The organism is Novosphingobium pokkalii, from assembly GCF_014652855.1.
Classification (GTDB): domain Bacteria; phylum Pseudomonadota; class Alphaproteobacteria; order Sphingomonadales; family Sphingomonadaceae; genus Novosphingobium; species Novosphingobium pokkalii.
This window is the reverse complement of record NZ_BMZP01000023.1, coordinates 34,835-61,319: the sequence shown is the minus strand read 5'-3', so window position 1 is coordinate 61,319 and position 26,485 is coordinate 34,835. Positions and strand designations below refer to the sequence as shown.

At 67.8% G+C, this 26,485-nt stretch carries 26 protein-coding genes; 9 read left to right on the top strand and 17 right to left on the bottom strand.

Going from position 1 to position 26,485, the window contains the following annotated elements:
• Window positions 1-182: 182 nt before the first annotated feature.
• Genes gltX through IE191_RS18605 form a run of 5 tightly spaced genes read right to left on the bottom strand, consistent with a single transcriptional unit; the run spans window position 183 to window position 4,951 of the window.
• Window positions 183-1,508, bottom strand: coding sequence for a glutamate--tRNA ligase (gene gltX, locus IE191_RS18625; protein ID WP_191325879.1), 1,326 nt, complete (start codon window positions 1,506-1,508; stop codon window positions 183-185).
• A gap of 44 nt (window positions 1,509-1,552) precedes the next feature.
• Window positions 1,553-2,377, bottom strand: coding sequence for an arylamine N-acetyltransferase family protein (locus IE191_RS18620; protein WP_191325878.1), 825 nt, complete (start codon window positions 2,375-2,377; stop codon window positions 1,553-1,555).
• Between the two features lie 26 nt (window positions 2,378-2,403).
• Window positions 2,404-3,498 carry an alpha-hydroxy acid oxidase gene (locus IE191_RS18615; RefSeq protein WP_191325877.1) on the bottom strand — a complete coding sequence of 365 codons (1,095 nt, stop codon included), beginning with the start codon at window positions 3,496-3,498 and terminating at the stop codon, window positions 2,404-2,406.
• Window positions 3,495-4,175, bottom strand: a complete 681-nt coding sequence (locus IE191_RS18610; protein WP_191325876.1) for a Fe2+-dependent dioxygenase — start codon at window positions 4,173-4,175, stop codon at window positions 3,495-3,497. The genes IE191_RS18615 and IE191_RS18610 overlap by 4 nt, the downstream gene beginning before the upstream one ends.
• 11 nt (window positions 4,176-4,186) lie before the next feature.
• The gene (locus IE191_RS18605) at window positions 4,187-4,951 is read right to left on the bottom strand and encodes an energy transducer TonB (RefSeq protein WP_191325875.1); all 765 of its coding nucleotides are present in this window, start codon (window positions 4,949-4,951) and stop codon (window positions 4,187-4,189) included.
• Window positions 4,952-5,304: 353 nt separating this feature from the next.
• Here IE191_RS18605 and IE191_RS18600 point away from each other — a divergent pair, with 353 nt between their 5' ends.
• On the top strand, window positions 5,305-7,704 hold the full coding sequence (locus tag IE191_RS18600; RefSeq protein WP_229815631.1) for a TonB-dependent receptor: 2,400 nt from the start codon (window positions 5,305-5,307) through the stop codon (window positions 7,702-7,704).
• A gap of 83 nt (window positions 7,705-7,787) precedes the next feature.
• Here IE191_RS18600 and IE191_RS18595 read toward each other — a convergent pair whose 3' ends face one another.
• Genes IE191_RS18595 through IE191_RS18580 form a run of 4 tightly spaced genes read right to left on the bottom strand, consistent with a single transcriptional unit; the run spans window position 7,788 to window position 11,064 of the window.
• A complete protein-coding gene (locus tag IE191_RS18595; protein WP_308432947.1) occupies window positions 7,788-8,765 on the bottom strand; it encodes an FAD:protein FMN transferase in 978 nt (325 codons plus the stop codon).
• 17 nt (window positions 8,766-8,782) lie between these two features.
• Window positions 8,783-9,784: a DUF4198 domain-containing protein gene (locus tag IE191_RS18590; RefSeq protein WP_191325874.1), complete on the bottom strand. Its 1,002-nt coding sequence runs from the start codon at window positions 9,782-9,784 to the stop codon at window positions 8,783-8,785.
• A 14-nt stretch (window positions 9,785-9,798) separates the two neighbouring features.
• Entirely contained in the window at window positions 9,799-10,305 is a 507-nt protein-coding gene (locus tag IE191_RS18585; RefSeq protein WP_191325873.1) for a DUF2271 domain-containing protein, read from the bottom strand.
• A 21-nt stretch (window positions 10,306-10,326) separates the two neighbouring features.
• Window positions 10,327-11,064, bottom strand: a complete 738-nt coding sequence (locus IE191_RS18580) for a PepSY-associated TM helix domain-containing protein (RefSeq protein ID WP_373299337.1) — start codon at window positions 11,062-11,064, stop codon at window positions 10,327-10,329.
• 202 nt (window positions 11,065-11,266) lie between these two features.
• On the opposite strand from IE191_RS18580, the gene IE191_RS18575 reads away from it, so the two are divergent.
• A complete protein-coding gene (locus IE191_RS18575; RefSeq protein ID WP_191325871.1) occupies window positions 11,267-13,069 on the top strand; it encodes a methyl-accepting chemotaxis protein in 1,803 nt (600 codons plus the stop codon).
• Window positions 13,070-13,087: 18 nt separating this feature from the next.
• Here IE191_RS18575 and IE191_RS18570 read toward each other — a convergent pair whose 3' ends face one another.
• Together IE191_RS18570 and glpX are read right to left on the bottom strand one after the other, a co-directional pair.
• A complete protein-coding gene (locus tag IE191_RS18570; RefSeq protein WP_191325870.1) occupies window positions 13,088-14,746 on the bottom strand; it encodes a hypothetical protein in 1,659 nt (552 codons plus the stop codon).
• Between the two features lie 108 nt (window positions 14,747-14,854).
• Complete coding sequence (gene glpX, locus IE191_RS18565; protein WP_268249458.1) at window positions 14,855-15,850, bottom strand: class II fructose-bisphosphatase; 996 nt, start codon at window positions 15,848-15,850, stop codon at window positions 14,855-14,857.
• 110 nt (window positions 15,851-15,960) lie between these two features.
• Here glpX and IE191_RS18560 point away from each other — a divergent pair, with 110 nt between their 5' ends.
• Window positions 15,961-16,473 (top strand): hypothetical protein, encoded by a 513-nt coding sequence (locus IE191_RS18560; RefSeq protein WP_191325869.1) that lies wholly within the window; start codon window positions 15,961-15,963, stop codon window positions 16,471-16,473.
• Window positions 16,474-16,560: 87 nt separating this feature from the next.
• Here the strand turns inward: IE191_RS18560 and IE191_RS18555 are convergent, their stop codons facing one another.
• Together IE191_RS18555 and IE191_RS18550 are read right to left on the bottom strand one after the other, a co-directional pair.
• Window positions 16,561-17,883 (bottom strand): homoserine dehydrogenase, encoded by a 1,323-nt coding sequence (locus IE191_RS18555; protein WP_191325868.1) that lies wholly within the window; start codon window positions 17,881-17,883, stop codon window positions 16,561-16,563.
• Between the two features lie 131 nt (window positions 17,884-18,014).
• Entirely contained in the window at window positions 18,015-18,881 is an 867-nt protein-coding gene (locus IE191_RS18550; protein ID WP_229815629.1) for a hypothetical protein, read from the bottom strand.
• Window positions 18,882-19,235: 354 nt separating this feature from the next.
• On the opposite strand from IE191_RS18550, the gene IE191_RS18545 reads away from it, so the two are divergent.
• The 4 genes from IE191_RS18545 (at window position 19,236) to IE191_RS18530 (ending at window position 21,904) form a co-directional block, all read left to right on the top strand.
• Window positions 19,236-19,898: an energy transducer TonB gene (locus IE191_RS18545; RefSeq protein ID WP_191325867.1), complete on the top strand. Its 663-nt coding sequence runs from the start codon at window positions 19,236-19,238 to the stop codon at window positions 19,896-19,898.
• A gap of 84 nt (window positions 19,899-19,982) precedes the next feature.
• A complete protein-coding gene (locus IE191_RS18540) occupies window positions 19,983-20,744 on the top strand; it encodes a MotA/TolQ/ExbB proton channel family protein (RefSeq protein WP_191325866.1) in 762 nt (253 codons plus the stop codon).
• Window positions 20,745-20,870: 126 nt separating this feature from the next.
• Window positions 20,871-21,401, top strand: a complete 531-nt coding sequence (locus IE191_RS18535) for an ExbD/TolR family protein (protein WP_191325865.1) — start codon at window positions 20,871-20,873, stop codon at window positions 21,399-21,401.
• A gap of 65 nt (window positions 21,402-21,466) precedes the next feature.
• A complete protein-coding gene (locus tag IE191_RS18530) occupies window positions 21,467-21,904 on the top strand; it encodes an ExbD/TolR family protein (protein WP_191325864.1) in 438 nt (145 codons plus the stop codon).
• Between the two features lie 157 nt (window positions 21,905-22,061).
• Here the strand turns inward: IE191_RS18530 and arsC are convergent, their stop codons facing one another.
• From arsC to panC, 4 genes are read right to left on the bottom strand one after another with little or no spacing between them, the layout of a single operon-like run.
• Window positions 22,062-22,403, bottom strand: coding sequence for an arsenate reductase (glutaredoxin) (gene arsC, locus IE191_RS18525; protein ID WP_191325863.1), 342 nt, complete (start codon window positions 22,401-22,403; stop codon window positions 22,062-22,064).
• 28 nt (window positions 22,404-22,431) lie between these two features.
• Window positions 22,432-22,941, bottom strand: coding sequence for a (2Fe-2S)-binding protein (locus tag IE191_RS18520; RefSeq protein ID WP_191325862.1), 510 nt, complete (start codon window positions 22,939-22,941; stop codon window positions 22,432-22,434).
• A gap of 30 nt (window positions 22,942-22,971) precedes the next feature.
• Window positions 22,972-24,387 (bottom strand): D-alanyl-D-alanine carboxypeptidase/D-alanyl-D-alanine endopeptidase, encoded by a 1,416-nt coding sequence (dacB, locus tag IE191_RS18515; protein WP_229815628.1) that lies wholly within the window; start codon window positions 24,385-24,387, stop codon window positions 22,972-22,974.
• Window positions 24,384-25,238 carry a pantoate--beta-alanine ligase gene (panC, locus tag IE191_RS18510; protein WP_191325860.1) on the bottom strand — a complete coding sequence of 285 codons (855 nt, stop codon included), beginning with the start codon at window positions 25,236-25,238 and terminating at the stop codon, window positions 24,384-24,386. Before panC ends, dacB begins: the two co-directional genes overlap by 4 nt.
• Before the next feature lie 118 nt (window positions 25,239-25,356).
• On the opposite strand from panC, the gene IE191_RS18505 reads away from it, so the two are divergent.
• Window positions 25,357-26,181 carry a division plane positioning ATPase MipZ gene (locus IE191_RS18505; protein WP_191325859.1) on the top strand — a complete coding sequence of 275 codons (825 nt, stop codon included), beginning with the start codon at window positions 25,357-25,359 and terminating at the stop codon, window positions 26,179-26,181.
• The gene (locus tag IE191_RS18500) at window positions 26,178-26,462 is read left to right on the top strand and encodes a J domain-containing protein (protein ID WP_191325858.1); all 285 of its coding nucleotides are present in this window, start codon (window positions 26,178-26,180) and stop codon (window positions 26,460-26,462) included. The genes IE191_RS18505 and IE191_RS18500 overlap by 4 nt, the downstream gene beginning before the upstream one ends.
• Window positions 26,463-26,485: the final 23 nt, after the last annotated feature.

Genomic DNA, 26,485 nt, shown 5'->3' with positions numbered 1-26,485 from the left:
GTAGCTCGTCAGGCTCATAACCTGAAGGTCGCAGGTTCAAATCCTGCCCCCGCAACCAGTCTCACAAACTCAACAATGCCCCGGCGCCATCCGCTACGGGGCTTTGTCACCTCCAGCCACAGCGAAATCTCACTACATCCCCTCCCCATACCCCGCACGCATGCGGGAGGGGCTTTGCGTGTTCACGAGAGACGGCGGACCGCTTCGGCTTGCGCGATCAGGGGCAGCAGGGCTTTCATGTCCGGGCCGTGATCCATCCCTGTCAGCGCCTGGCGCAGCGGCAGGAACAGGGCCTTGCCCTTGCGCCCGGTGCTGTCCTTGAGTGCGCTGGTCAGGGCCGGCCAGGGATCGTTCGTCCAGTCGAGCCGCGCTGCCACTTGCGCCGCCTCGGCCAGGAAGGCCTGCGTGTCCGCATCGAACGCGGGCGGGGCGATCGGTCCCTGGATCACCTGCCACCAATCCGCCGCTTCGCCGATATGCGCGAGATTGGGGCGGATCGCGTCCCACGCGGCTTCGCCCATCCCCTGGGGCAGCAGGGCGGCAACCCGTGCAAACGGCAGGCGATGAACGACGGCGGCGTTGACGCGCTGCAACTCGGTTTCATCGAAGCGCGCCGGCGCGCGGCCGAAGTGGGCCAGGTTGAAGCTGACGGCCAGTTCCTGCGCCGTCAGTGCCGGATCGACCGGATCGGATGTGCCCAGCCGCGCCAGCAGGGCAACCAGGGCCTCGGGCTCGATACCCGCTTCGCGCAAGTCTGCCACGCCGAGCGAACCGAGGCGCTTGGACAGCTTGCCTTCGCTGCCGGTGAGCAGGGCTTCATGGGCAAAGCGCGGCGGCGTGGCGCCCAGGGCCTGGAACATCTGCACTTGCGTGGCGGTGTTGGACACGTGGTCTTCGCCGCGCAGCACGTCGGTGATGCCCATTTCGATATCGTCGATCGCGCTGGGCAGCATATAGAGCCACGAGCCATCGGCGCGGCGCACCACCGGATCGGACATCTGGCGCGGATCGAACTGCTGGGCCCCGCGAATGCCGTCGTCCCAGGTGATCGGCGTGTCGTGATCAAGCTTGAAGCGCCAGTGCGGCTTGTCGCCGGCGGCGGCGCGGGCAGCGTGGTCGGCTTCGGTCAGGGCCAGGGCTGCGCGGTCATAGACCGGGGGCAACCCGCGCCCGAGCAGGATCTTGCGCTTGAGGTCCAGCTCCTGCGCGGTTTCATAGCAGCGATAGAGCCGGCCGTCGGCCACCAGCCGCTCGAACGCGGCCTCGTAGATGGCAAAGCGGGCGGACTGGCGCTCCTCGCGTTCGGGATGCAGGCCCAGCCAGGCAAGGTCGGCGCGGATCGCCTCGACGTGTTCCTCGCGGCTGCGCTGCGCGTCGGTATCGTCGATGCGCAACAGGAAGCGCCCGCCGTGCTTTTGCGCGAGCAGCCAGTTGTGCAGCGCGGTGCGGATATTGCCGACATGCAGGCGGCCGGTGGGCGAAGGCGCAAAGCGGGTCACGACAGTCATGGCCCGCGCTATAGCGCGATTGGCGGCCAAGGCCAGCCGGGGGATTATCCGAACAGGCGCGGGGCGAGCTGGCCCACTTCGGCATCGTCCAGCTCGATCTGGAAAACCTCGGCCAGAATGCGCTGCCATGCCGTGGCATCGGGCAGCTCGGTTACGGTACGCGTGGTGGCGGTGTGCACGGTCATCTGCCGGTCGAGCAGCGAGGCAAAGCCTTCGGGCTGCACGATCGAGACGATGCAGGCCTGGGTGAAGCGCGATTCCGGCCGCGTGGCGACCCAGTGGTTGGACATTTCGAGGTCGAGCGCGGCGACTTCGTTGGTGTCGAAGCTGTATTGCGCTTCCCAGGCGGCGCCATCCAGGCTGCGTTCCACTTCCCATTCACCGCGCAACGCACCCGGCGCGCGGGCGCGGCGCAGGCGGTGGCGATAGCCATCGGCGGCAAGTGCAGTGGCCCCATCGACCAGCGGCATTGGCGGCACATAGGACGAGCCGAAGCCAGCGTCAGCCAGCCAGGGCTCGCTGCCCAGGGTCACCAGACTGAACGTGTGGGTGCGCGCGGTCATCACGCCGGGCGCGGCGCGTAGCCAGACGCGCGCCAGAAGCGGCCGCGTGGGCATGCCCATGGTGGCGAGCATGGCGCCGAACAGGCGGTTGTGTTCGAAGCAGTATCCGCCCCGGCGGCGATCGACCAGCTTGCCGCGAATCGCCTCGGGCGCCAGCGCAATGCCCCGGCCGAGCATGACATCGAGATTTTCGAAGCCGATCGACTGGCGATGGGCGCGCTGCACTTGCTCCAGGCCGTGTGGCGTGGCGGCCGGCGCCGAGGCAAGGCCGATGCGGGCGAGATAGCTGGGCAGGTCGCAGATCATGCCCAGCCGCATAGGCGGCAGGGTGCCTACAAGGCAACCACGAGTTCGCGGTCGATATCCGCGATGCGGGCGCAGCCGCACTGGGCCATGGCCAGCTCGAATTCGGTGCGCAGGATGTGCAGCATGTGCGCCACCCCGGCCATGCCGCCCACCGCCAGGGCATGAAGCTGCGGCGCACCGACCAGCACGGCCTGCGCGCCCAGCGCCAGGGCCTTGAGCGCATCGGACCCGCGCCGGATGCCGCCATCGAACAGCAGCGGAAAATCCGGGCCGAGCGCCGCGCGGATCGCGGGCAGCAGCGGCAGCGCCGGGGCCACGCCATCCAGCACGCGGCCGGCATGGTTGGAGACGATCACCCCGTCTGCCCCGGCATCGCGCGCGCGGCGCACGTCATCGGGATGGAGCAGGCCCTTGACCACCAGCGGCAGCGCGGTTTCACGCCGCAACCAGGCGAGCGTCTGCCAGGTGGGCGCCTGGGCGGCCAATGCGCTGCCAAAGACCAGCGAACCGCCCTGGGCGGCGGCCTGGTGGCGCGGGGGCGGCAAGCCGGCAAGATTGGCGGCTTCCACGCCCGGCGGCAGCGCGAATTCGGCGCGCTTGATCGCTGCGTCGACCGTCAGCACCAGCACGCCATAGCCAGCCGCCTCGGCGCGGCGCACCAGCGCCAGCGACGTGGCCGGATCGGGCTGGAGATAGAGCTGGAACCACAGCGGCGGCGGAGCGGGGCGCTGCAACTCGCGTGCCGCGGCGTGCAGGGCTTGGGCAATGGTTTCGAGCGGCACGCTGGACAGCGTGCTGGCGACGAAGCCGGTATCGAGCGCGGCAGCGGCCTGGGCCGTGGCCACTTCGCCCTGGGCATGGGCCAGGCGGTGATAGGCGACGGGCGCCAGCAGGATCGGCGCGGCATGGCTCTGGCCGAGCAGGGTCAGCGCCGTGCTGCCGCCATCGAGCGGGCGCATCGGGCGCGGCACCAGGCCCCAGCGCGCCAGTGCGGCGCGGTTGGCCGTCGTCGCGCCCTGCTGGATATGCGCCCAGGTGGCGGGATCGAGGCGCGTGGCGGCGTGGCGCTCGTAATCATCGAGCGTGGCGATGTCCGCCGGCAGCGGCGCCGTGCCGCTCATGGCTGCGACCAGCGGCGCAGCAGGTTGTGATAGACGCCGGTCAGCGCCGCCACCGAGGGGTGATCGGGCTGCTCGGCGGCGAGGGCCTGGATCGCCTGGTCCATTTCGAACAGGCTGCGGCGGTCGGCCTCGGCCGGAACCAGGCTCTGCGTCCAGAAGAACGCCGCCAGCCGGCAGCCGCGCGTGACCGGGGTGACGTGGTGATGGCTGGTACCGGGATAGAGCACCAGGTCACCGGCGGCGTGCTTGACGCGGTGGGCGCCATAGCTGTCTTCCACCACCAGTTCGCCGCCCTCGTATTCGTCAGGATCGGACAGGAACAGCGTGCTGGAAATGTCGGTCCGCACATAAGTATCGGTGCCGGGCATGCGGAACAGGGCGTTGTCGATATGGCTGCCATAGGTGCCGCCGCCTTCGTAGCGGTTGAAGCGCGGCGGCAGCACCCGTAGGGGCAGGGCAGCGGCAATGAACAGCGGCGTCTGGCCCAGGCGTTCGAGAATGCGCTGGCCGAGCGCGGCACCCACCGTGCTGTCGAGCGGCAACTGGTGATTGGCCTTGGCGCGGATGGCGAGGTGGCCGGCGGTGGCGCGGCCGTCTTCCCATTCGGCTTCGGCGAGAGCCGCGCGGGCCTGCGCGACGTCGTCCGGCGTGAGCACGCCGGGAATGTGCAGCATCATGGCGCCCGCTTTCAGCCTTGCAGGACGAAGGGGATGGGGATCACACCCTTGATGACATCGGATGCAGCCCAACGCCAATGCTTGACCGCTGACAAGGCAGCACGATCGAGCCGGTCGTATCCGCTGGACCGTGCCACGCTAATTTCAGCGACGCGGCCGTCCGATCCGACGGTGATGTTCAGCAGAACGGTTCCCTGTTCGCGCGCCCGGCGCGAATCAATCGGGTAACGCGGCGGTGTCGCCTCGATCAGATTGGCCGTGAGGTCTCGCTTGGGTGCTGAGGTCAGGGAGGCTGGTGCCGGTGCCGGGGCGGCGGGCGCAGCGGCTACGGGGGCTGGTGCCGGCACGACCGCCGGAGCCGGTGCGGGCGCGGTGGCCACGGCCGGCGCGGGCACGGCCAGGGTGATCGGCGGCGGGGGCGCCACGATGGGCGAGGCGGGCAGCAGCGGCGACTTCTGCTGTTGCGGTGCAGCCTGGGGCGGTGGCGGCGGGGTCGGGGTGAGATCGGCGGTGAGGCGCACCGCCGTCAGCGTTTCGCGGTGTGGCTTGGCGCCGATCACGCCGAGCGACAGGAACGCGGCCAGCAGGCCGGCGACGGCGGCCCCGGCGCCGACCAGCGCAAATCCGCGTGGGCGGCTGCTGGCCTGATAGCGCGATGGCTGCCAGGCGGCCGGACGCAGTGGCACCACTTCGCCAAGCGGCTGCCCTGGAATCGGGCGGAGCGTCAGGGCGGGCGCGTGGTCCGGCGTGACGATCAAACTGGCCTGGCTGCTCACTATTCTGGCCCCCGTTGGCGGTTCGGCAGGTTATTGAGAGTCATTCGCATAGCATGTTGCATAGTCCCGGTCCAGCGAATTGATCGCAATAGCATTATATTTGTCGCAACCTGAAACCCGCGGAGCGGCAGATCGAGCGGCCCCGGGCCACGCTAATGGGGCGATCCACCTTGGCGTTGATATAGGACAAAACGGCGAATCATTATCAATAGCGTTGCGAGTGATAGCAACTCGCATTAAGGCGGGCTGCGCGACGGATGGTGTCGCGGTGGGGATGCCAGGCAAACGACCGGCAAACGCATTAGCCCCTGCCAAGGACACAAGCCTGGACAAGCCAAGCAAAGGATTGATGAGTGAGGGATTCAGTTGATCGCAACGGTGCCGCCGGCGCCGCCCGTTTCTTGGCGCTGGGCTGCATCGGCCTGCTTACCGGAACCGGCCCGGCCCTGGCCCAGGACAGCACCGCCACGGCAGCGCAGCCGCGCGTGCTGGGCGGCGTGACGGTGACCGACACTGCAATCACCGAAGGCAGCTACAAGACCGAGCGCGCCGCTTCGCCCAAGTACACCGCGCCGCTGCTCGACACGCCGCGCACCATCACGGTGATCCCGTCGCAGGTGTTGCAGGACAATGCCACGGCCAGCCTGGCCGATGCGCTGCGCTTCGTGCCCGGCATCACGCTGGGCGCGGGCGAAGGCGGCAACCCCCAGGGCGACCGCCCGTTCATTCGCGGCTCGGATTCGCAAAACAGCCTGTTCCTCGACGGTGTGCGCGATATCGGCGCGCAATCGCGCGATGTCTTTGCCGTCGATCAGATCGAGGTGGTCAAGGGATCGGACAGCACGATGAACGGGCGCGGCAGCGTGGGCGGGGCGATCAACCTCGTCTCCAAGCAGCCAACCGCGCAGCGCTTCGCCAATCTCTCGGCCGCAACCGGCACCGCAGAATACCGCCGCGTGACCGCCGACGTGAACCAGCCGATCGGCAATGTCGGGCTGCGCGTGGCGGCGATGTATCACGACCAGCACGTCGCCGGCCGCGATGCGGTGTGGCAGGATCGCTGGGGCGTGGCGCCTTCGGTCAAGTTCGGCCTCACCGGGCCGACCAGCCTGACGCTGGACTATTATCACCTGGAGAGCCACGAACTGCCGGATTCCGGCATTCCCTATCTTTACACCACTGCCAACGCGCCGGCCGGTTATAGCGAAACGACCGTGGTCAATACGCCGCGCACCGCGTTCTATGGCCTGGTCGATCGCGATTTCCGGCACACCTTGGTCAACACGGGCACGGCCCGGTTCGAGCACAAGTTCGCCAACGGGCTGACCTTGCGCAACACCACGCGCTATGGCGTGTCGAGCCAGGGCTATGTGCTGACCCAGCCCGACGACAGTCAGGGCAACGTGCTCAACGGCCTCGTCTGGCGCCGCGCCAACACGCGCTACAGCCGCACTACCGGCTTCATCAACCAGACCGATTTCTACGGCACGTTCACGCTCGGCGGGATCAAGAACAGCTTTGCGATCACTGGCGAGGTGAGCCGCGAGACGGCCAATGTCGGCGCCTATCAGTCCAACGCCAGCACCGGCACAGCGCTGGCCACCGGGATCAATGCGGTGGGCGGCCGTTGCGGCGCAGCTTCGATCGCGGCCTACAACTGCACCAGCCTGGCCAATCCCAACCCCTATGACCCCTGGGTCAGCTATACCGCAGACGGTTCGGGCGTGACCGCGCCGATCATGCTGTCGGCGGAAAAGACCTGGACCAAGGCGCGCACCAACACCCAAGCGGTCTCGGTGTTCGACACGGTCAGCCTGAGCGATGCGCTGCTGGTCAACCTTGGCCTGCGCTATGACCATTATGTCACGCGCGTCAGCCCCGGCCTGGCCGCCACGGCGCCCGACGAAAGCGGCCGCGCCTGGTACAGCCGCATCGACAACCTGTGGACCTGGCAGGCCGGCCTGACCTGGAAACCGGCGCCCAACGGCAGCGTCTATGCCTCGGCATCCACGGCCGCCACACCGCCGGGCTCGTATCTTGCCAATGGTAGCGAAAGCAACGCGCTCAACACCACCAGCCAGGCCATCACCGATTCGCTCAAGGTGGAGCGCACCCGCAGCTATGAGGTGGGCACCAAGTGGAACCTGCTGGCCGAGGCGTTGTCGCTGACCTTGGCGGCGTTCCAGACCGAAACCACCAACGCGCGCGCGACCGATGCCAACGGCACGGTGGTCTTCGTGGGGCGCAAGCGGGTCAAGGGCATCGAGCTTTCGGCGAGCGGCAACATCACCGAGCGCTGGGCCGTCTTTGGTGGCTATACCTACATGGATTCGACCATTCTCGATGGCGGCACCACGGCGGTGACTTCAGGCGGGGTGACCTACTACGTGCCCTCGCCAAGCACTGGCCAGCGTTTTCCCAACACGCCGGATCACAGCTTTACCGCCAACACCACCTACAAGGCGACAGACCGCCTCACGCTGGGCGCCAACGCGCTCTACATGAGCAAGGTCTATGGCGGCTATGGCGCGGCGGTCAGCGGCGGCACGGTGACCAAGACGCTGGCGCGCTATGTGCCCGGCTACTGGCGGTTCGACGCCAATGCCACGCTTCAGGTAACGCCGCGCTTCTCGCTTCAGGCCAACGTCAACAACCTGTTCGACAAGCGCTATTACGACAAGGCCTATGCCTCGCACTTCGCCAGCCAGGCGGCTGGCCGCACCGCGATCCTGACGGCCAACGTCAAGTTCTAAAGCGGTTTGCGCTGTTCATGGAAAGAGGCCGTCGGGGCAACCCGGCGGCCTCTTTGCTGACTATGATATGAATTGTATTACTTCTATTCCAGCATGGTCCGCAAAGCCGGGCTGAGCCATTCCTGGCCAGTCGCACACACCAGCCTGACGGCAAGATCGTGCTGCTCGGCAAGGGCCTGTGCGGCGGGAAACGGGGAGACCAGCAGCGCGCTGGCCCAAGCATCGGCCAGAGCGCAATGGGCATGCAGCACGGTGGCGGCCAGTGCGCCGAACACCGGCTGCCCGCTGGCAGGATCGAGAGTGTGATCGCCCAGGTAGCGGCCCGAGGTGGCCATGCCCATCTGGTGCAGCGCCACCCGCAGCGGCGCCAGGGTGGTGCCCGGCGGGCTTTCCACATCGACCCACCACGGATCGCCATCGGGCCGCATGCCGCGCCCGGTGCATTCGCCGCCCACTTCGACCAGGGCATGGCGCAAGCCGAGGTCTGCCAGCATATCGGCCACGGCATCGGCGGCATGGCCCTTGGCAATCGCCGAGAGATCGAGCCAGAGGCCGCCGGGCTGGGCGAGCCAGCCTTCCGCCATGACCAGCCGCTGCCAGCCCGAGGCAGCGCGCGCCGCACGAAGCGTGGCGACATCTGGCGGCGCGGCGTGGCGATTGGGGCCAAGGCTCCAGGCGTCGGTCAGGCGGCCGATGGCCGGATCGAACGCGCCCTGGCTGGCGCGCGCTACCGCCAGGCCGTGCGCCAGCACTTGGGCGAGATCGCCGGGCATGCGGCACCACGTGCCAGGTAGGGCGTGGTTGAAGCGCATCAACCGGCTTTGCCCGTCCCAATGGCTGAGCGTGCGTTCCATCCGGTCGAGCCGGGCCTGGATCTGCGCGCCCAGCGCTTCGGTGGAAGGGGCGCCCAGGATATGGACGCCTGAAGGATGGGCAAGGCGCACCTGCCATTGCGTGCCCATGGTCAGGCCGGACAGGGCGATGACCGGGGCATGGGGATCGAACCCGGCCAGGCAGGCCGGGTCGATTGCCGGGGGCACGGCGATCCGCAGCATGGTCATCGCCGTGCCGGGCGGGGTCAGGGGGCCACCACTTCCAGCGTGGCGGTATAGCTGGTGCGGCGGTGCGCGGCGCGCGGGTTCGACGGGTGATCGTCGGCCAGGCTGGCATTGAGCCAATAGAACCCGGCGACCGGCCACTTGACCGTGACCGTGCCATCGGCCGCCGTGGTCAGTTCCTGCGCGCCTTCGATATCGCGATAGCGCTTGCCGCCGGGGATCACCGTCACCTTGAGCTTGGCGGCCGGCTGCCCGTCGATCAGGAAGCGGAACTTGCCCGGCTCGTCGGTCACCAGTTCGTCGGGGTGAGTCACCGGTACCATTTCCAGCCCCTTGTTGGTGGGCGTGAACGCCTGCGTGGTGGGCGAGCCGGCAGTGACGAACACGAAGTTGCGGTTGAGCGTCTCGGTCAGATCCACGTCGGTGGCGTTGGCCGGAATGTCGGCCACGCTGGCCACCATGTGATCGGGCGCGATCTGCGGGCGCGGCCCGCCTTCACCGCCTGGGCCACCGGGACCGCCCGGCCCGCCGGGGCCACCGGGGCCGCCTGGCATCATCCCGCCCGACATCATCCCGCGCGGCGGCATGCCTGGGCCACCGGGGCCACCGGGGCCGCCCGGAGCACCCGGTCCGCCCATTCCGCCCGGACGGCGCATGCCCACGCCCCACAGCTCGCCATTCACTTTGAACGTGCCCGAAAGATTGGCCATCTCGGTGCCGATCTTCCAGGTGCCGGGCTTGTCGATCGCCACGTCGAACACCGAGCGGGTGCGCAGGCGGGCGGCGTTTTCCACCTTGCCCGCCGTGCCATCGGGCGCCCAGACTTTGACTTGTTCCACCCCCAGCGGGAAGTGGTCGGGATAGAACAGGTCGTTGGATACGGCCGCGTCCACCGTCACCGACTGGTTGGTATCGGCCAGCACCGTGATCGAGGGCAGCAGCCACATGCGGTGGGCCTGGGCCGGGGCGGCCAGGGCCAGCGCCAGCAGCGGCGCGGCGAGAAGCAGGGTCTTGCGATTCATCGGCATCGGTCCTGTCAACGGAGGGAAACGGAAACCTGGCCCAGTTCGGCCCGGCCGCTGGTTCCGGCGGGAGCGGGCTTCACCGGCACGGAGAACGGCACCTGCACCAGTTCACGCCCCCCGGTTTCGCGCGCCGCTTCCACGAAGAGGGTGTAGGCGCCCGGCTTGAGCCCGGCGGGCAGGGGAATGCGATAGGCGCCCGGCGCGCGGGTCTGGCCCGACAGGCCATCGGCGGGCAGGGCGAGCGAACGGCCGCCCTTGCGCCACCAACTGCGCAAGTCGCCCAGCCACTTGGTCCCCGGTTCGCGGCCGACCTTCTTGATATCGTACCACACCCACAGCGTGCGGGCCTGGCCGCCGCCGGTGGGCTCGATCCAGCCGGCCACATAGGGGCGGTGGTATTCGGCCACGCTCAGGCGCGGGATGGTGACGGTGATCGTGCCGGCGGGCGCGGCGGGCGCCGCCACGGCGAGGTGCGGTGCGGCCAGCACGCCAGTGGCCAGGGCAAGGGACTTGCGCATCGGACGGGGGCTTTCTTGCGGTCAGTGGATAAAGAAAAGGGCGATGCCCGCCGGAATCACCAGCCCCAGCGCGACCAGGGGCCATGTGGCGGGGCGATGGCGGGCGTGAAGCTGCAGCAGGATCAGCCCGGTCAGCGTGAACACCACGCAGGCCAGTGCGAAAAGATCGATGAACCAGAACCACACCGAGCCGGTGTTGCGGCCCTTGTGCAGGTCGTTGGCCCAGGAAATCCAGCCACGGTCGGTCTTTTCCGCGGTGATCGCGCCGCTCTGCCGGTTGATGCTGACCCAGCGATCGGTGCCCGGCCCGGGCATGGCGACATAGACTTCGTCATCCGACCATTCGCCCGGCCGCCCCTTGGGATCGATTCCCACGGCCTGGGCCACGGCCTTGGCCACCGCATCGGGCAGCGGGGCATCGCTGGCGGCTGGTGCCGGCGCGATCTGGCGCAGCAGCGGCTGGGGCAGGGTGGCGTTGCGATCGACCACCACCGGCTGGGCGTTGATCTGCGCGGCGTGGTTGAGTGTGAGGCCGGTGATCGCGAACAGCATCATGCCGACCAGCGCGATTGCCGCGCTGATCCAGTGCCAGGTGTGCAATTGCTTGAGCCAGAACTGCCGTGCCTTGCGCGCTTTCTTGCCCGCATGGCGCGTGCCTGCGCCCGCAGCGGCGGCGGGTGCCGACACGCGGAACGGCGTATCGGCAGCAGGCCGGTGAAGCGCAGGGCTGGGGCGATCGATCTCTTCAAGCGTGTGCAAGGGATGGTCCATCGAAGGCAAAGGATGCCTTGCTCCTAACCTAATGCGAGTCATTTGCAAGTTTGCCATTGTATCAATTCTGTTACGGAATTTGCCGTGCTCCGCACGGTTCTCTCCGCATTTCTCCGCAAGCCGCGCAGCCCAAGCATTAAGCATCCCGTGGCTAGGAAAATCGGGAAATCCGTCCACCGGAGTGTTCTCGATGCTGAGCGTGCAAACCCGGCAAGCAACACGGCTTGTCATCGGCCTTGTTGTTCTCGCCCTTGCGCTGGCCGCGTTCGTGGTGGCGCAGATTCGCTTTGGCGGCCCGATGCATCATGAAAGCCTGCTCCAGGACGAACTGCTGGCCGACATTCTGCCGCCACCGTGCTTCGTGGTGGAGCCCTACCTGCACACCACGCTGATGCTGACCGATCCCGGCCATGTCGAGCCCGGGATGAAGGCGCTTCAGGAAGAGGAAGCCCAGTTCCGGCAGCGTCTGGCCTATTGGCAGGCGGCCCCCGTGCCCGATGACATGCGCGGCGCGGTCAACGCCACGCTCGATGCCGAGGTGGAATTCTGGAAGACCGTCGACGACCAGTTCCTGCCGGCCGCACGGCGTGGCGACACTGCCATGATGCGCACGGTGCACGATGGCGCGTTGAGCCAGGCCTACCAACGCCAGCATGATCGCGTGAATGCCCTGGTGACCCTGTCCAATGCGGAGCGGGCGCGTCTGCTCGATGCCGGATACCGGCGGGTGCTGGTCTCGCTGGCGTTGTCCGGGCTGCTGGCGCTGGCGGTGCTGGGGGCCATCGTCTGGGCCGGGGTGCAACTGCGCCGCCGGGTGATCGCGCCGCTGGTGGATACGGCCGCGGGCATTCAGGAAATGGCCAAGGGGGATTACGATTACCCGATCGACGGCAACACCCGCCCGGACGAGATCGGCGAGATCGTGCGTGCGCTCGATGTCTTCCGTGGCGCTGCCAAGCGCAGCCAGGCCGGCCGCCGCGATCAGGAAATGGTGGTCACGGCCCTGACCCAGGGGCTCGACGTCATGGCCGCGCGCAATCTGGAAGTACGCCTGGAAGAGCCGTTCCCCGGCAATCTCGATACCTTGCGCAACAACTACAACTCGGCTGTCGGCGCCATGGCCGAGGCGCTGCGCGCGGTGCGCGTGGGGGCCAACAAGGTATCGCGCGCGATTGCTGAGATCCGCGCCGCGTCCGAAGACCTGGCCCAGCGCAACGAGCAGCAGGCCGCCAGCCTGGCGACCACGGCCCATTCGCTCGACACGGTGACCAGCAGCGTGGGCGAAACGGCGGCTCGCGCCGCCAGCGTGCAAAGCGCGGTCGGTGCCGCGCAGCGCGAGGCGGAGGCGGGGGGAGAAGTGGTGACCCGCGCCGTGGCAGCCATGGCCGGGATCGAAGCCTCGTCCGAGAAGATCGGCCAGATCATCAGTGTGATCGATGGCATTGCCTTTCAGACCAACCTGCTCGCGCTCAACGCCGGGGTCGAGGCGGCGCGCGCCGGGGACGCGGGCAAGGGCTTTGCCGTGGTTGCCAGTGAAGTGCGCGCCCTAGCCCAGCGCTCTGCCGATGCGGCGCGCGATATCAAGGAACTGATCGGCGAAAGCACGCTGCAAGTGAGCCAGGGCGTGACTCTGGTGGGCGAAACCGGCGAACGGCTGGGCGATATCGTCGCCCGCGTCGGCGAGATCGGCGGCCTGGTCTCCGGCATTGCCGAAGCGGCGATCGAGCAGGCCGACAAGCTGCGCGACGTGAACCGTGCCGTGAGCGACATGGACCGCATGACGCAGCAGAACGCCGCGATGGTCGAACAGTCTTCTGCCGCGACGCGCAGCCTGGCGACAGAGGCCGAGGCCCTGGCCCAGCTCGTTGGCACGTTCCAGACCCGCGACGTCGCCAACCGCCCCGCCCATGTGGCCAAGGCCACAGACCTGCGTCGCGATTCGATGCTCGATCAGGACCGCCCCGGCCCGCGCCTGGCGCTGGCGGCGGGCTGACCAGGGGCGCCTGTCCCGCTATTTTGCCGCTGCGCCGGCCTTGGCGCGCTGGGCCAGTGCGTCGGGCGAGGGGATCACCTGGCCCAGTTCGGCAATGACCGGATCGGGATCGATCAGCAGCGCTTCAGTCGCGCGGCCGTCGCCCTTGGTGCCCAGGCGCACCCAGGCAATCGACGGTTTCTGGCCGTTGACGAAGAAATTGAACATCTTGCCCTGTGCCTTGGCCATGAGCGCGGCATGCAGCAGCAAGGCATCGGGCTGGGTCAGGGGCGCGCCATCGTTGAAATAGGCCACCAGGCCATTGGGCCTCGGCTCCTTGGGCATGATCGCCATTTTCGATTTCTGGGTGTTCCACACCTGCTTGCTCTGCGCCTCGAACGCACTGACGGCGGCGTAAGGGAGGATGTAGGAAAACAGCGTGCGGTTGTTCTTGTCGCGCTCGGCCAGGGCGGCCAGCATCCGTTCACGCTGGCGGTTTTCGCGCTGCAGCCGCGTTTCGGCCAGCATGCCGATCCGCTCTTCGGGCTTGCAGCCGGGCAGCAGCAGCGCGGCCACGCCTTCGGCGGCCCCTATCGAGGGGGCAGTCCATTCGCTGCGCGCGGTGAACACGCGCCGGGCTTCGGCTACCTTGCCGGCGTGGAACGCGGCCACCACGCCGTAAAGGTCCAGCAATTCCACCACGTTGCTGGCGTCTGTCTCGGCCTTGCCAGCGGCACGGCGCGCTTCCAGATTCTGGCGCGCCTCTTCGGCCCGCTTCGCCGCCTGTTCCCACTGGCCGGCCAGCGCAAGCGTGAGAGCGCTGCCAGCATAGACCGCGGATTCGCGCGTTTCGGCCAGTTGCGACTCAAAATCAGCCAGCAGCGTCTCCCGCCGTGCGGCTGCCTCGGCAAAGCGGCCGGCATCCTCCAGGCGGATCGCAGCGCGCAGCAGGCTGAGGGTATCGAGCACGGCGGCCTGGTCGTAGAAGCGCAGCTCGTCTGCGGTCAGGGCCATGCCCGCCACGAAATAGGGCTGTGCGGTGACTTTGGGATACCAGGACCATGGCATCTTCAAGGCGCCGCGAATCCGCACGGCGGTCGAGCCTTCGGGGTCACCCAGTCGCAGCCGTGCCTCGCTTTCCAGCAGGTCGAACGACAGGCCCATCGACCGGTCGAAATAGGGATTGCCGATCAGGTTTGCCGCCTGCGCCTCGGCACGGGCCTTGCCCACGTCGGCCGCGGCGCCGCTGAAATCCTTGGCCTCAATGCGGTGCGCGGCGCGCGCCAGGATCAGTGGCAGGCGGCGGATCACGTTGTGCTCGCCTTTCTGCGGATCGTCGATCAGGCGAGTGCAGGCTTCCACTCCCTTGGCGCCGAACTGGCGTTTTGCGGGATCGGCCAGCTCGCGCGCGGGGGCCAGCAGGCCCAGCAGCGTGACAGCCCCCACCAGCCGGGCAAAGCTTTCGCCTCCGGTCAGGTTGTTGGGATTGCCGTCGCAGCGCAGGTACCATGAGCCGTTCTTGCGGAAATCTTCCAGCTCGGCTGCCTTTGCGGCGGCCTCTGCATCGCGTTGCTGTTCCTTGGTCAATGGGGCAGGCGGTGCTGTGACCGGCGCAGGCGGGGCGGTATCGGCGGCCTGCGCCACGGCGCCATGCAAAATGGCCAGGGCAGCGGCCCCGGCCAGGATGAATCGGTTCATTATGTCTTGCCCCCTGCTGCGTTCGACGACGCTGCCCAGCAAACTGCATTTCACAGTGTTTCGCAATATGTCGCTTGCGCGCGATCGTGGGCAAGGCAAGCTGAAGGCTTACCGCGTCCCGCGGTGCTCCCCTTTCACCCAGCGCACCGTGCCCGACGACGCGCGCATCACCACGCTGTCCGTGGTCATCACGCCGTTCTTGCGGATCTTCACGCCATCGAGCAGCGAGCCATCGGTCACGCCGGTTGCGGCAAAGATGCAGTCGCCCTTGGCAAGGTCGTTGAGATCATAGATCTTGTTGAAATCGGTGATGCCCCATTTACGGGCGCGGTTGCGTTCGGCCTCGTTGCGGAACAGCAGGCGCCCCTTGAACTGCCCGCCCACGCAGCGCAGCGCGGCCGCCGCCAGCACGCCTTCGGGCGCGCCGCCGCTGCCCATGTAGAGATCGACGCCCGTGTCTTCGTTGGTCACCGCGATCACGCCGGCCACATCGCCGTCGGGGATCAGGCGGATGCCGCAGCCCAGCGCGCGCAGTTCGGCAATCATCGCTTCGTGCCGCGCGCGATCGAGCACGCAGACCACGATGTCGGACGGTGCCACGCCCTTGGCGGCGGCCACGGCGCGGACATTGTCGCTGACCGACTTGTCCAGATCGATCACGCCGGCGGGATAGCCGGGGCCGACTGCCAGCTTTTCCATGTAGACGTCGGGCGCGTTGAGCAGCCCGCCTTCCTCGGCCACGGCCAGCACGGCCAGCGCGTTGGGACCAGCCTTGGCGGTGATCGTGGTGCCTTCCAGCGGATCGAGCGCAATATCGATGCGCGGGCCTGCGCCTGGGGCAGAGCCGACCTTCTCGCCGATATAGAGCATCGGCGCCTCGTCCCGCTCGCCTTCGCCGATCACCACCGTGCCATCCATGTAAAGTTCGTTGAAGGCGGCGCGCATGGCCTCTACAGCAGCAGCGTCGGCTGCTTTTTCGTCGCCGCGGCCGATCAGGCGTGAAGCACCGATCGCCGCAGCTTCGGTGACACGAACCATTTCGAGCACGAGGACACGGTCCAGAACCTGGGATGCTGCGGGCGTCTCGGGAGATTGGGCGGTCACGATGGCTCCTCTATGGGCGAACTGCGCAGTCGTATGCACGATAGGTCTGGGCAGCCCCTAGACGGGAGGTAGCCGTGTTGTCGAGAGTCCCGCTTGCGAAGATCGCGCCGATGGCAGCGGCCCTGTTCGGGCTGGTTCTGGCGGTTGTGCCCGGCGCCCCGGCACAGGCCCAGAATGCAGCAGCCGCGTCGGCTCCGGCCGATCCGGCACCGATCGATCCGGCCCAGGCCATCACCGTGCCGCAGGTGGCCGGGCCGGGCCTGCCCACCCTGGGCGATACCGACGGCAATCTCGCCCAGCGCATCATCACCGGCAGCCAGGCCACGCGGTGCCGTCCCGGCCGGGCGGCAGACGGCTCGATCGTGGTGTGCCGCGATGCGCAATCCCGCGAAAAGGAACGCCTGCCGCTCCGCGACCAGACCGACACCGCGCAATCGACCAACGATGGCCTGCCGCGCGCGCCCAACGTCTCGGGCCTGCCGGAATGCTCGGGCAAGCACACCTGCCTGGGCTTTGGCAGCGTGCCGCCGCCGATGTACTATTTCGACATCACCGCGCTGCCGCCGCCGCCGCCCGGCTCCGACGCCGATCGCATCGCCAAGGGCGAAATCCGCGCGCCCTGACAGCCCGCGTCGCTCAAACGACAAGAGCCGGGAAAGGCTGTCCTTTCCCGGCTCTCGCGGATGGGTGTCAGAGTGCCGAGCGGGCGCTCATTCCTCCAGGATCGGCAGCACCACCGGCGGCTCGGTCAGGCACGGCGAATCGCACAGCAGCGCCATGGCGCGCTGGATCGCGCTTTCCGGGCCATCGTGGGTGACCATGTGGACCAGCACCGTATCGGCATCGCCCGCCGCTGCGCCGGGCGTGCCCTTCTGGATCAGGCTTTCGATCGAAACTCCGGCATCGCGCATCGCGGCGGTGATTTCCGCCAGTGCGCCGGGGCGGTCGGCCACGTTGAAGCGGATATAGGCGCTGCCGATGCGGTCGCCGGTCTGCGCGGGCGGGGCTTCACCCAGTTCGGCCACGGGGATCGAGAACGGCGCGCCGATATCGCCACGGGCAATGTCGATCAGGTCGGCCACCACGGCGCTGGCGGTGGGGCCATCGCCTGCGCCGGCGCCCTGGAACAGCAGGCGGCCGACGAAGTTGCCTTCGGCGACCACGGCGTTGGTCGCGCCGTCGACGTGTGCCAGGGGATGATCGCGGTGGACCAGATGGGGCTGGACGCGCTGCACCAGGCGGCGCTGGCCGGCTGCGTCCACTTCGGTATCGGCCATGCCGATCAGGCGGATGTAATAGCCCAGCACGTCGGCCTGGGCGATGTCGGCAGCGAGCAGACGGCGGATGCCGCGCGTGGTCACGCTCTTGAAATCGATGCGGGTGCCGAACGCCACGCTGGACAGGATCGCCAGCTTGTGCGCCGCGTCGATCCCGTCGATGTCGAACGTCGGATCGGCTTCGGCATAGCCCTTGGCCTGCGCCTCGGCCAGCACGTCGGCAAAGTCGCGGCCGGTGTCTTCCATCGTGGAGAGGATGTAATTGCAGGTGCCGTTGAGGATGCCATAGACGCGGCGGATCTCGTTGGCCGCCACGCCTTCCTTCAGGCTCTTGATCACCGGGATGCCGCCGGCCACCGCCGCTTCGAACTTGAGCGCGGCGTCGGCCTGTTCGGCCAGCGCGGCCAGTTCCAGGCCATGGTGGGCGATCATCGCCTTGTTGGCGGTGACCAGGTCCTTGCCGGCATTGAGCGTGTTGCGCGCCAGGGTCAGCGCCGGACCATCGGACCCGCCCACCAGTTCGACGACAACGTCCACGTCCGGCCGGGCGGCCATCGCGGTCATGTCGTCTTCCCAGGCATAACGCGAGAGATCGACACCGCGATCCTTGCTGCGATCGCGCGCGGCCACGGCCACGATCTCGATCCGCCGCTCCGCCCGGCGGGCGATGAGGTCGGCATTGGTTTCGATCAGTCGGATCACGCCACCACCAACGGTGCCGAGGCCGGCGAGCGCGATGCGCAAGGGTTCGCTCATGGTCTTCCCACTCTCGTCATGTTCTGGCCGGTGCCCTAGGCGAGCCTCGGCCAAAAGGCCAGAGGTCCGGTCTCGGCGCCTCAGCGGTGCCGCACGGAAAATGCGCCTTGGCGCATTTTCCAAACCGGCTTTCAGCCATGCGGGCGGTTGCGGGTGCAGGCGCCCAGTTCGCGCACCACCTGGGCATAGTCTTCCTGGGCGATCTGCTGATCGTCCGCGCTGCCGCCGATCAGGCTGCGCGCCGGCAGTTCTGCCGGCAGGGCGCAGGCCAGGCGATACCAGGCCAGCGTTTCGGGCTGTGGCGGCTTGGCCGACTGGTCGACGATCTCGGAAAAGCTCACGCCCCAGGTGGTCGGCTGGCCGGGGCGGCGCAAGATCGAAAGCGAGGCCGGCTTGCCCCCGGTGGTGGACAGGAACACCTGCGTCTCGCCTTCGCCGGTCAGGTTGCCGGGCACGTGCATGGTCTCGCGTACGCCGGTGATCACCGGCGGCTGGCCGGGGTTGACCAGTTCGGTCAGGATCGGGCGCAGCCGCGCTTCCAGCTCCGGCGTCCACGGCAGCATGGCATCGGGTGCCACCAGCCTGAGCTCGCCAGGGCGGCCAGGCACCGTATCGCCCAGTAGCAGCACGGGCATCTTGCGCAGCTTGGGCACCTTGCCGCGCGCATCGAGCGGCACGTCGGCCAGGAAGCTCAGCGTCTCGCCGATGTCCGTGCCCACCAGCAGCGCGGTGGTGCGCGCCTCGATATAGAGCCGCACTTTGCCGGGGGCCACATCGGTGGCGATTGCGGGGTTGATCGTGGAGACGGCCGTGATATCCGCCTTGACCACCACGTGCGCGGGCAGAGAAAGATCGACAAGGTCGGCGTAGGTCAGCGCCGGGGCGTCAAGAGTGCGAATCGTGGATGGCGCGCCTTGCGCATGCAAGGGCGCCGAAATGCTGGCAAACAGCAGCGAGCCGGCGACAAAATTTCGCACCGGATGCGCAGATTTGGCCATATTCCTCCTTCCGTGCGGCGCAGCGCCGCAAAATTGCTAAGATTTCCTTGCGATTGCGGGACGCATCGCTGAATCATCCCTTAACCGATAAAGCATTTGCGCCCTTATGGGTTCGGCGTTAAAGCTCCCGGTCGTTCGGGCAAACAAAAAACCAAGTCCGAACCATGCCGCCGCCGGGCCCTCTGCGTCCGATGTCGGCGGTCCGGGTTGTTCGGCAGGGTGGAATGAAATCGCTGGATTGTCTCGTCGGCCGGAACGGTGATTCCGGGCGTCGGTCCTTTCTGGGCGCGATGGGCGTTGTCTTATGGGCGATGTATCGGGCCTGGCCGGGACGTTCAGGAGTATTGGAGCTGAATGGCATACGCTGACCAACAGATGAGCGGTAACAAGATCACCGCGCTCATCATCGTTGCTGTTCTTCATGTCGTCGTGGGGTATGCGCTGGTCACCGGCCTTGCCTACTCGGCGTTCAAGAAGATCAAGGACGTGACCACCGCGGTCAAGATCGAGGAAGAAAAGCCGAAGGAGCCGCCGCCGCCGCCCCCGAAGCAGCCTGATCAGCCGCCGCCACCGATCGTTGCGCCGCCGCCGCCGATCAACCTGAATCTGGCCCCGCCGCCGATTCAGGCTGTGACGACGCCGCCGCCGGTCGCCCCGCCGCCGGCTCCGGTCGTGCTGCCGCCGGCTCCGCCGGCGCCGCCCCCGCCTCCGCCTCCGCCGCCGCCGGTTCCCGGCACGCCGCGTGGCAACCCGGGTGACTGGGTGACGCCGAACGACTATCCGTCGCGTGCACTCCGTGAAGGCGCCACCGGCACGACCGGCTTCCGTCTGGATTATGACGCAAACGGTAAGCCGACCAACTGCGCGATCACGCGTTCTTCGGGCAACCAGGAACTTGACGCGGCGACCTGTCAGAACCTGATGCGTCGCGCCCGTTTCAAGCCGGGTACGCAGAACGGCCAGCCGGTCGGCAGCTCGTACAGCAGTTCGGTGCGCTGGCAGATCCCGAAGGACTGATGCCCGGCATCACCCTATCGGACCTGCCACCGTCCATGCGCAGCTTTTTGCACTTGCTATCGAATTCTTGAGAGGAAGACCCGAATGTTTATCCAGACGCTTGCCGCTGCTGCGGCCAATGCCGCGCCGCAGAACAAGTTCGGCTTCGTTGAAGCCCTGCAGGCCGGCGGTTTCATTTCGTACGCCACGGTGACCATCCTCGGCATCATGTCGTTCGGCTCGTTCTTCATCCTGTTCACCAAGTTCTTCGAACAGTCGAAGATCCTGGGCCAGTACAAGGCTCTCGCCAACTTCTGGCGCGCGCCCACGCTGCGTGAAGGCGCTGCCAAGCTGGACAAGAACAGCGCATGGCGCCAGCTCGTCGACGACGGCATCGCCGCCGAAGACCAGCACGCCAAGATGACCGACGCCCTGGAAGCCCATGACTGGCTGCACGGCTCGCTCGCTCGCTCGGAAGCCGCGATCAACGCGCGTCTCGCCGGCGGCCTGCCCTTCCTCGCCACCGTGGGCGCGACCGCGCCGTTCATCGGTCTGTTCGGTACCGTGGTCGGCATCTATCGCGCCCTGATCGCCATCGGCCTCGCCGGTTCGGCCTCGATCGACAAGGTCGCCGGTCCCGTCGGTGAAGCTCTGATCATGACCGCGCTGGGTCTGCTGGTCGCCGTGCCGGCCGTGCTTGCCTACAACTGGCTCCAGTCGCGCAACAAGAAGATCGCCGAGCTGCTCCAGGGCTTCTCGACCGACGTTCTGGCCAACATCACCTCGAAGGGCGCCGTGAAGCCCGCCGTTGGTCCGGCTCCGGCCGCCAAGCCGGCTGCCCCGGCTGCTGCTCCGGTCAAGAAGTAAGCTGTCACCCCAAGACCGGTGGCATCCGCTACCGGTCTTGTCCGCAGAACGCGGGTCATGGCCAGGGCGGCCTTCCAGCCCACACCCTGGCCCCTCCCGCGGCTTCAATCGGATAGGATGTAACCAATGGCAATGTCTGTAGGCGGCGCTGGCGGAGAAGAACGCCCGATGTCGGACATCAACACCACGCCGCTCGTGGACGTGATGCTGGTGCTGCTGATCATCTTCCTCATCGCGGTTCCGGTCGCGATCCAGACCGTCGAGAAGCTCAAGGTTCCCGTTCTTGCCTCGGAAGAAACCCAGGACAAGGTCGAAAACCTGCTTCTCGCCGTTGTCTCGACCGACGCGAACGGCCGCAGCCCGCGCGAACCTGGCTACCAGGGCTCGACGCGCAACGGCGAATGCCGCGTCTATTTCAACAACGTGACTCCGGTGGACAACACCGAGCTGTACAAGCAGGCTTTCGATCGTCTCGACGCGATCGTGAAGCGTGAAGGCGGCGCGGCCAACATGGACCCGGAAAAGATCCCCGAAGTGCACATCCGTGGCGACGTCAATGTTCCGTGGAAGTGCATCGCCGGTGCGATCTACAACGTGCAGGCTGCGGGCTATCCCAAGGTCGGCTTCATCTCCACCCCGGTCGATCCCAACGGCTAAGCCCTGACGGAGACCGTCCGGGGCGCGCCTTTCGGGGCGCGCACGGCGAACAGGAGTAACACACCATGGCAATGAGCGGCGGCAAGGACGATGGCGCGCCGATGATGGAAATGAACACGACGCCGTTGATCGACGTCATGCTCGTGCTCCTCATCATGTTCATCATCACCATCCCCGTGGCCACGCACTCGGTCAACGTGAACCTGCCGCAGGCGACTCCGCCTACGAACCAGCCGCACGTCGACCCGGTGAAGAACAAGCTGATCCTGACGCAGGACGGTCAGATCCTCTGGAATGGTTCGTCCATCACCGAAGGCAACCTGATCTCGCTGCTCCAGGCGACCAAGGCGATGAACCCGGAGCCGGAACTTCAGTTCCAGCCGGACGCCTATGCCAGCTATGAAACGGCCAACCGGCTGCTGAAGGACATCACCGAATCCAAGGTGACCAAGTTCGGCTTCGTCGGTAACGAAAACTTCGCCACCTTCGGGAAGGCGCAGTAAGGCTTCACGGCCCGTTTCCTCCGGCAGCCACGCCGGGAAACCCGATCCCAAAGATCGAATAAAGAGGGGTGGAGCAATCCGCCCCTTTTTCTTTGCCTTCCCGCTTTGCGCAGGGCGCCGCTGTCCTTCGCGGGAAGCCCGGTTTGGCAGTCCCCGCTCAGAGAATCTCCGCCACCTTCTCCTTGGGCCGGCACAGGCGCACGCCCTTGTCGGTTTCCACCAGGGGGCGCTCGATCAGCTTGGGCTCAGCCACCATGGCGGCGAGCACGGTGGCATCGTCGGCCTGGGGCAGGCCGCGCTCCTCGGCATCGGTGCCGCGCAGGCGCAGGCCCTGTTGCGGCGTCAGGCCCGCGTCGCGATAGAGTTGGGCTAGCTTGGCCGCGCTGGGCGGGGTCTTGAGATATTCGATCACGGTGACCTCGGCGCCAGCCTCCTGCAACAGAGCAAGGGTATTGCGCGAGGTGCCGCAGGCGGGGTTGTGCCAGATCGTGGCGTGCATCGCAGTCTCCTGAATGGTTGGTATAAGGTCAGAACCCGCCGGTCGTGGCGGTGCGTGGGGCGGGCAGGCGCACGGGGCGTTCCTGCCCGCGCAGGATGCGGCCGGCGCGTTGCACCGCGCGCACCAGCCGGGGCTGTACCCCGCAGCGGCAGACATGCGGCAGGGCGGCAAAGACATCCGCCTCGCTCGGATCGGCATTGTGCGCCAGCAAGGCCGCTGCGGCCATGATCAGGCCGGGAGTGCAGAACCCGCACTGGATCGCCTGCTCGGCGGCAAAGGCCTGCTGCACCGGATGGTTGCGATCCGGCGAAAGGCCTTCGATGGTAGTGACGCTACGGCCCTCCGCTTCACCCAGCGACAGCGTGCAACTCGGCATGGCCTGGCCATCGACGATCACCGTGCAGGCTCCGCATTCACCCGTGCCGCAGCCATACTTGGTGCCGGTGAGATTGGCAGCGTCGCGCAAGGCCCACAGCAGCGGCGTGTCTTCCGGCAGGCGGATGTCGAGCGGCTGGGCATTGATCGTCAGGCTGGCCATGGCCGGGTTATAGAGCGGCCGGGCGCAGGCTCAATGCCCGGCGGTGTCATACCCGCCCAACGCCAGCAGCAGGGCATCGACCACCGGAACGGCGCTGGTGCCTTCGGGCAGGTCGTTCACCAGCGCGGCAAAGGTCAGCATGTGCCCATCAGTGCTGGGCAGGATGCCGGCGAGAGTCTGCGTGCCCAGCAGCGTCCCGGTCTTGGCGCGCAGCCGGCCATCGAGTGCGGTGCCGCGCAACCGGCCTTTCAACGTGCCGCTCTGGCCCGCAACGGGAAAGCCATCGAGCCAGGCGGCGCCCCAGGGTTGCGCCTGTCCCCAGCGCAACAGGTTGACCAGCGCGCGCGGCGTCACGCGGTTGTGGGCGGACATGCCCGAGCCGTCATAGAGGCTGACGCTGCCCGGCGCGAAGCCGACTGGCGCCAGTGCGGCACCACGCGCCGCAAGCCCGGCGCTCACCGTGCCGGACGGCGTCAGGCGGCGCAGCAGCAACTCGGCATGCAGGTTCTGGCTTTGGCGCAAGGTGAGCGCCACGTCCTGCACCAGTGGCGGTGGGACCAGGCGCGCGAGCGGCGCCGGTTCCGCCCCGGGCACATCGTCGGCGCGATGGCGGGCAAGCACTGGGCCGCTCACGGTAACGCCGCGCGCCACCAGCATGGCCCACAAGACCGCAGCGGCGCGGGCGGCCGGGTCTGCCACGGAAAGCACCAGCCGTTGCGTCGTGCCGGGCGCGATCGTGCCGGACAGGCGCCAGATGTCGGATCCGGGCAGCGTGCTGCGCGCGATGGCAGGCTGCGCCGTGCCCGTCAGGATGGTGCCGCTCACGGTGATGCCGGCAGGCGGCTCGATCCGCGCGGGCGCTCCTGAGGCGCCGCCGATCACCTGGGCCACGGCGATATTGTCGTCCAGCGTCAGCGCCGAGACAGCCGTGGCCGAAACCGTGGCCATGTTGTCCCAGCCCATGCCCGAGGGCCAGCGCTCGTCGGCCATGGCGCTGTCGTCACCGATCACGCGGCCGACGCGATGGGTGCGGGCGGCCACGGCGTCGGCCAGGGTCGCCAGGCAGTCGCTCCGGCAATCGGGGGCGGAGGACAGCCGGGCATCGCCATGACCGCGCAGCACCACGTCAGGCGCACGGGGCGATCCTTCCAGCGTGACACTGGCGCCGCCGGTGGCATCGGGCTGATCGGTTGCGGGGAGCAGGGCCAGCGCGGCGGCGGTGGTGAACAGCTTGGTGGTGGAGGCGGGCACCATGCGCGCATCGGCATTGCGCTCTGCCACCACGGCGCCGGTTTCATCCACCACCAGCAGGCCGATCCGCGCGCCGCTGGGCAGCCGCGCTAGGATCGCGTCAAGCGCAGCGGCATCCACGCCCCGGCCCTGCGCCACGGGCGCCACCAGCAGCAGCGCCAGAGCCAAAGCCAGGCGACGGCCGCCCCGCATCATTCCACCGGCCAGTTGTCGATCAGCCGCGCCTTGCCCAGGTGTGCGGCCACCAGCACGCGGGCCGGGCGGCTGCCGAGGCCATCGAGCGCTTCGAGCGTCTCGGCATCGCGCAAGTCGGCATAATCGACGCGGGCAAAGCCGCCGCGCAGCAGGGCGGTGCGCAGGTCTTCCAGCGCGGCATCGGCATCGGCCCCGGCGCGCAGATCGGCGATCGCCGCCTGGATCGCGCGAGGCAGGGCCGCCGCCTGGGCGCGTTCCGCAGCGGTCAGGTACTGGTTGCGGCTGCTCAGCGCCAGGCCATCGGCCTCGCGCACGGTGGGCACGCCGATGATCGCTTCGGCGCGGGGGAAGGCCAGGTCGAGATCGCGCGCCATGCGGCGGATGATCGCCAGTTGCTGCCAGTCCTTTTCCCCGAACAGTGCGAAATCGGGCTGCACCTGGTTGAACAGCTTGCACACCACCGTGGCCACGCCATCAAAGTGGCCGGGGCGCGCGGCGCCGCACAGTGGTTCGTCCAGCCCGGCCACCGAAACCGTGGTGGCAAAGCCCTCGGGATAGACCACGTCCGGGCTCGGCGCCCAGAGCAGGTGCACGCCTTCGGCCCGCAGCAGCGCGGCATCGTCTTCCAGCCGGCGGGGATAGGCATCGAAATCCTCGCCCGGCCCGAACTGGCGCGGATTGACGAAGATCGACACGGCCACGGCATCGGCCAGTTCGCGCGCCCGGCGCACCAGGGTGAGGTGCCCTTCGTGCAGGGCGCCCATCGTCGGCACCAGGGCCAGGGTTTTTTCCCCTATTTTGGATGAAGCTACGGCCGCCCGCAGGTCTTCCAGGCGATAGATGGTTTGCACGCCGGGTGCCTCTCCTTTAAGCCGGGGCAACAACCGGCCGCGCGGCGGGGTTTCCCCTAGCCGCGCCGGGTCCGGTCTTCAAGCGTTCGGTTAACCGCCCAGATCGAGAGAGAGCCGCGTGTCGACAGGTCCCCATCGCATCGTGTTCGCCAACGAAAAGGGCGGTACCGGCAAATCCACCACGGCCGTGCACGTCGCCGTGGCCATGGCCTATCAGGGCGCGCGGGTGGCCGCGATCGATCTCGACAACCGCCAGGCCACGCTCAACCGCTATCTCCAGAACCGCGACGAGACCGCGCGGCGGCGGCAGATCCCGCTGCCCAACGCCACCCACGTGGTGTTCAACGATACATCGCCCGAAGCGCTCGACGCGCTGGTTGCCGATCTTTCGCAGGACCATGATTTCCTGATCTTCGACACGCCGGGGCGCGACGATCCGCTGGCCCGCCACGTCGCCACCGGGGCCGATACCCTGGTCACCCCGCTCAACGACAGTTTCGTCGATTTCGACCTGATCGGCCAGGTCGATGCCGAAACCTTCCGGGTGCGGCGGCTGTCGTTCTATGCCGAGCTGATCTGGGAAGCGCGCAAGAAGCGGGCCATGGCCACGATCCAGCAGGCCCGGCGCGAGATGGACTGGGTGGTGGTGCGCAACCGCACCCAGCACGTGGAAGCGCGCAACCAGAAGCGTATCGACCAGGCGCTCAACGAACTGTCCAAGCGGGTGGGCTTCCGCATTTCCAACGGGTTGTCTGAGCGCGTGATCTATCGCGAGCTGTTCCCCAGCGGGCTCACCCTGCTCGACAAGGGGCACCTGGGCGAACTGGGCACCAGCCACCTGGTGGCGCGGCAGGAACTGCGCACGCTGGTGGCCGGGCTCAACCTGCCCCTGCCCAATCACCGCGCGGCGGGCCAGGCGACGCCGATGGTGGACGTGGCGTGACCAAGCTGCTGCTGCTGGCCGCGCTGGTCTGCCTGGCGGTCAAGGCGCTGACCCAGCGCTGGCCCTGGGAGCTTGGCCAGCAACCGGCGCGATCGCTGGCGGAAACGCGGGCGCGCAATCTGCTGGGCGTGGGGCCGGATGCGCCACGCGAACAGATCATCGAGGCGCACCGCCGCCTGCTCGCCCTGGTCCATCCCGATCGCGGCGGCAGCAACGAAGCGGTGCACGAAGCCAATGCCGCGCGCGACCTGCTGCTGGCGCGGCTGGTGGAGCGGCGCTGATCCCGCTTCACGCGCCCAGTGGG

Bases quoted from the DNA above. Each gene is read 5' to 3' on its own strand.
- arsC (WP_191325863.1), bottom strand. From the start codon at position 22,403: ATGCACGCCACGATCTGGCACAACCCCGCCTGCGGCACCTCGCGCAAT.
- IE191_RS18555 (WP_191325868.1), bottom strand. From the start codon at position 17,883: ATGAGCGAACCCTTGCGCATCGCGCTCGCCGGCCTCGGCACCGTTGGT.
- IE191_RS18610 (WP_191325876.1), bottom strand. From the start codon at position 4,175: ATGATGCTGCACATTCCCGGCGTGCTCACGCCGGACGACGTCGCGCAG.
- IE191_RS18595 (WP_308432947.1), bottom strand. From the start codon at position 8,765: ATGACCATGCTGCGGATCGCCGTGCCCCCGGCAATCGACCCGGCCTGC.
- IE191_RS18575 (WP_191325871.1), top strand. From the start codon at position 11,267: ATGCTGAGCGTGCAAACCCGGCAAGCAACACGGCTTGTCATCGGCCTT.
- IE191_RS18545 (WP_191325867.1), top strand. From the start codon at position 19,236: ATGGCATACGCTGACCAACAGATGAGCGGTAACAAGATCACCGCGCTC.
- IE191_RS18590 (WP_191325874.1), bottom strand. From the start codon at position 9,784: ATGAATCGCAAGACCCTGCTTCTCGCCGCGCCGCTGCTGGCGCTGGCC.
- IE191_RS18540 (WP_191325866.1), top strand. From the start codon at position 19,983: ATGTTTATCCAGACGCTTGCCGCTGCTGCGGCCAATGCCGCGCCGCAG.
- IE191_RS18560 (WP_191325869.1), top strand. From the start codon at position 15,961: ATGGCAGCGGCCCTGTTCGGGCTGGTTCTGGCGGTTGTGCCCGGCGCC.
- IE191_RS18615 (WP_191325877.1), bottom strand. From the start codon at position 3,498: ATGAGCGGCACGGCGCCGCTGCCGGCGGACATCGCCACGCTCGATGAT.
- IE191_RS18520 (WP_191325862.1), bottom strand. From the start codon at position 22,941: ATGGCCAGCCTGACGATCAATGCCCAGCCGCTCGACATCCGCCTGCCG.
- IE191_RS18550 (WP_229815629.1), bottom strand. From the start codon at position 18,881: ATGGCCAAATCTGCGCATCCGGTGCGAAATTTTGTCGCCGGCTCGCTG.
- IE191_RS18585 (WP_191325873.1), bottom strand. From the start codon at position 10,305: ATGCGCAAGTCCCTTGCCCTGGCCACTGGCGTGCTGGCCGCACCGCAC.
- IE191_RS18530 (WP_191325864.1), top strand. From the start codon at position 21,467: ATGGCAATGAGCGGCGGCAAGGACGATGGCGCGCCGATGATGGAAATG.
- IE191_RS18570 (WP_191325870.1), bottom strand. From the start codon at position 14,746: ATGAACCGATTCATCCTGGCCGGGGCCGCTGCCCTGGCCATTTTGCAT.
- dacB (WP_229815628.1), bottom strand. From the start codon at position 24,387: ATGATGCGGGGCGGCCGTCGCCTGGCTTTGGCTCTGGCGCTGCTGCTG.
- gltX (WP_191325879.1), bottom strand. From the start codon at position 1,508: ATGACTGTCGTGACCCGCTTTGCGCCTTCGCCCACCGGCCGCCTGCAT.
- IE191_RS18535 (WP_191325865.1), top strand. From the start codon at position 20,871: ATGGCAATGTCTGTAGGCGGCGCTGGCGGAGAAGAACGCCCGATGTCG.
- IE191_RS18620 (WP_191325878.1), bottom strand. From the start codon at position 2,377: ATGATCTGCGACCTGCCCAGCTATCTCGCCCGCATCGGCCTTGCCTCG.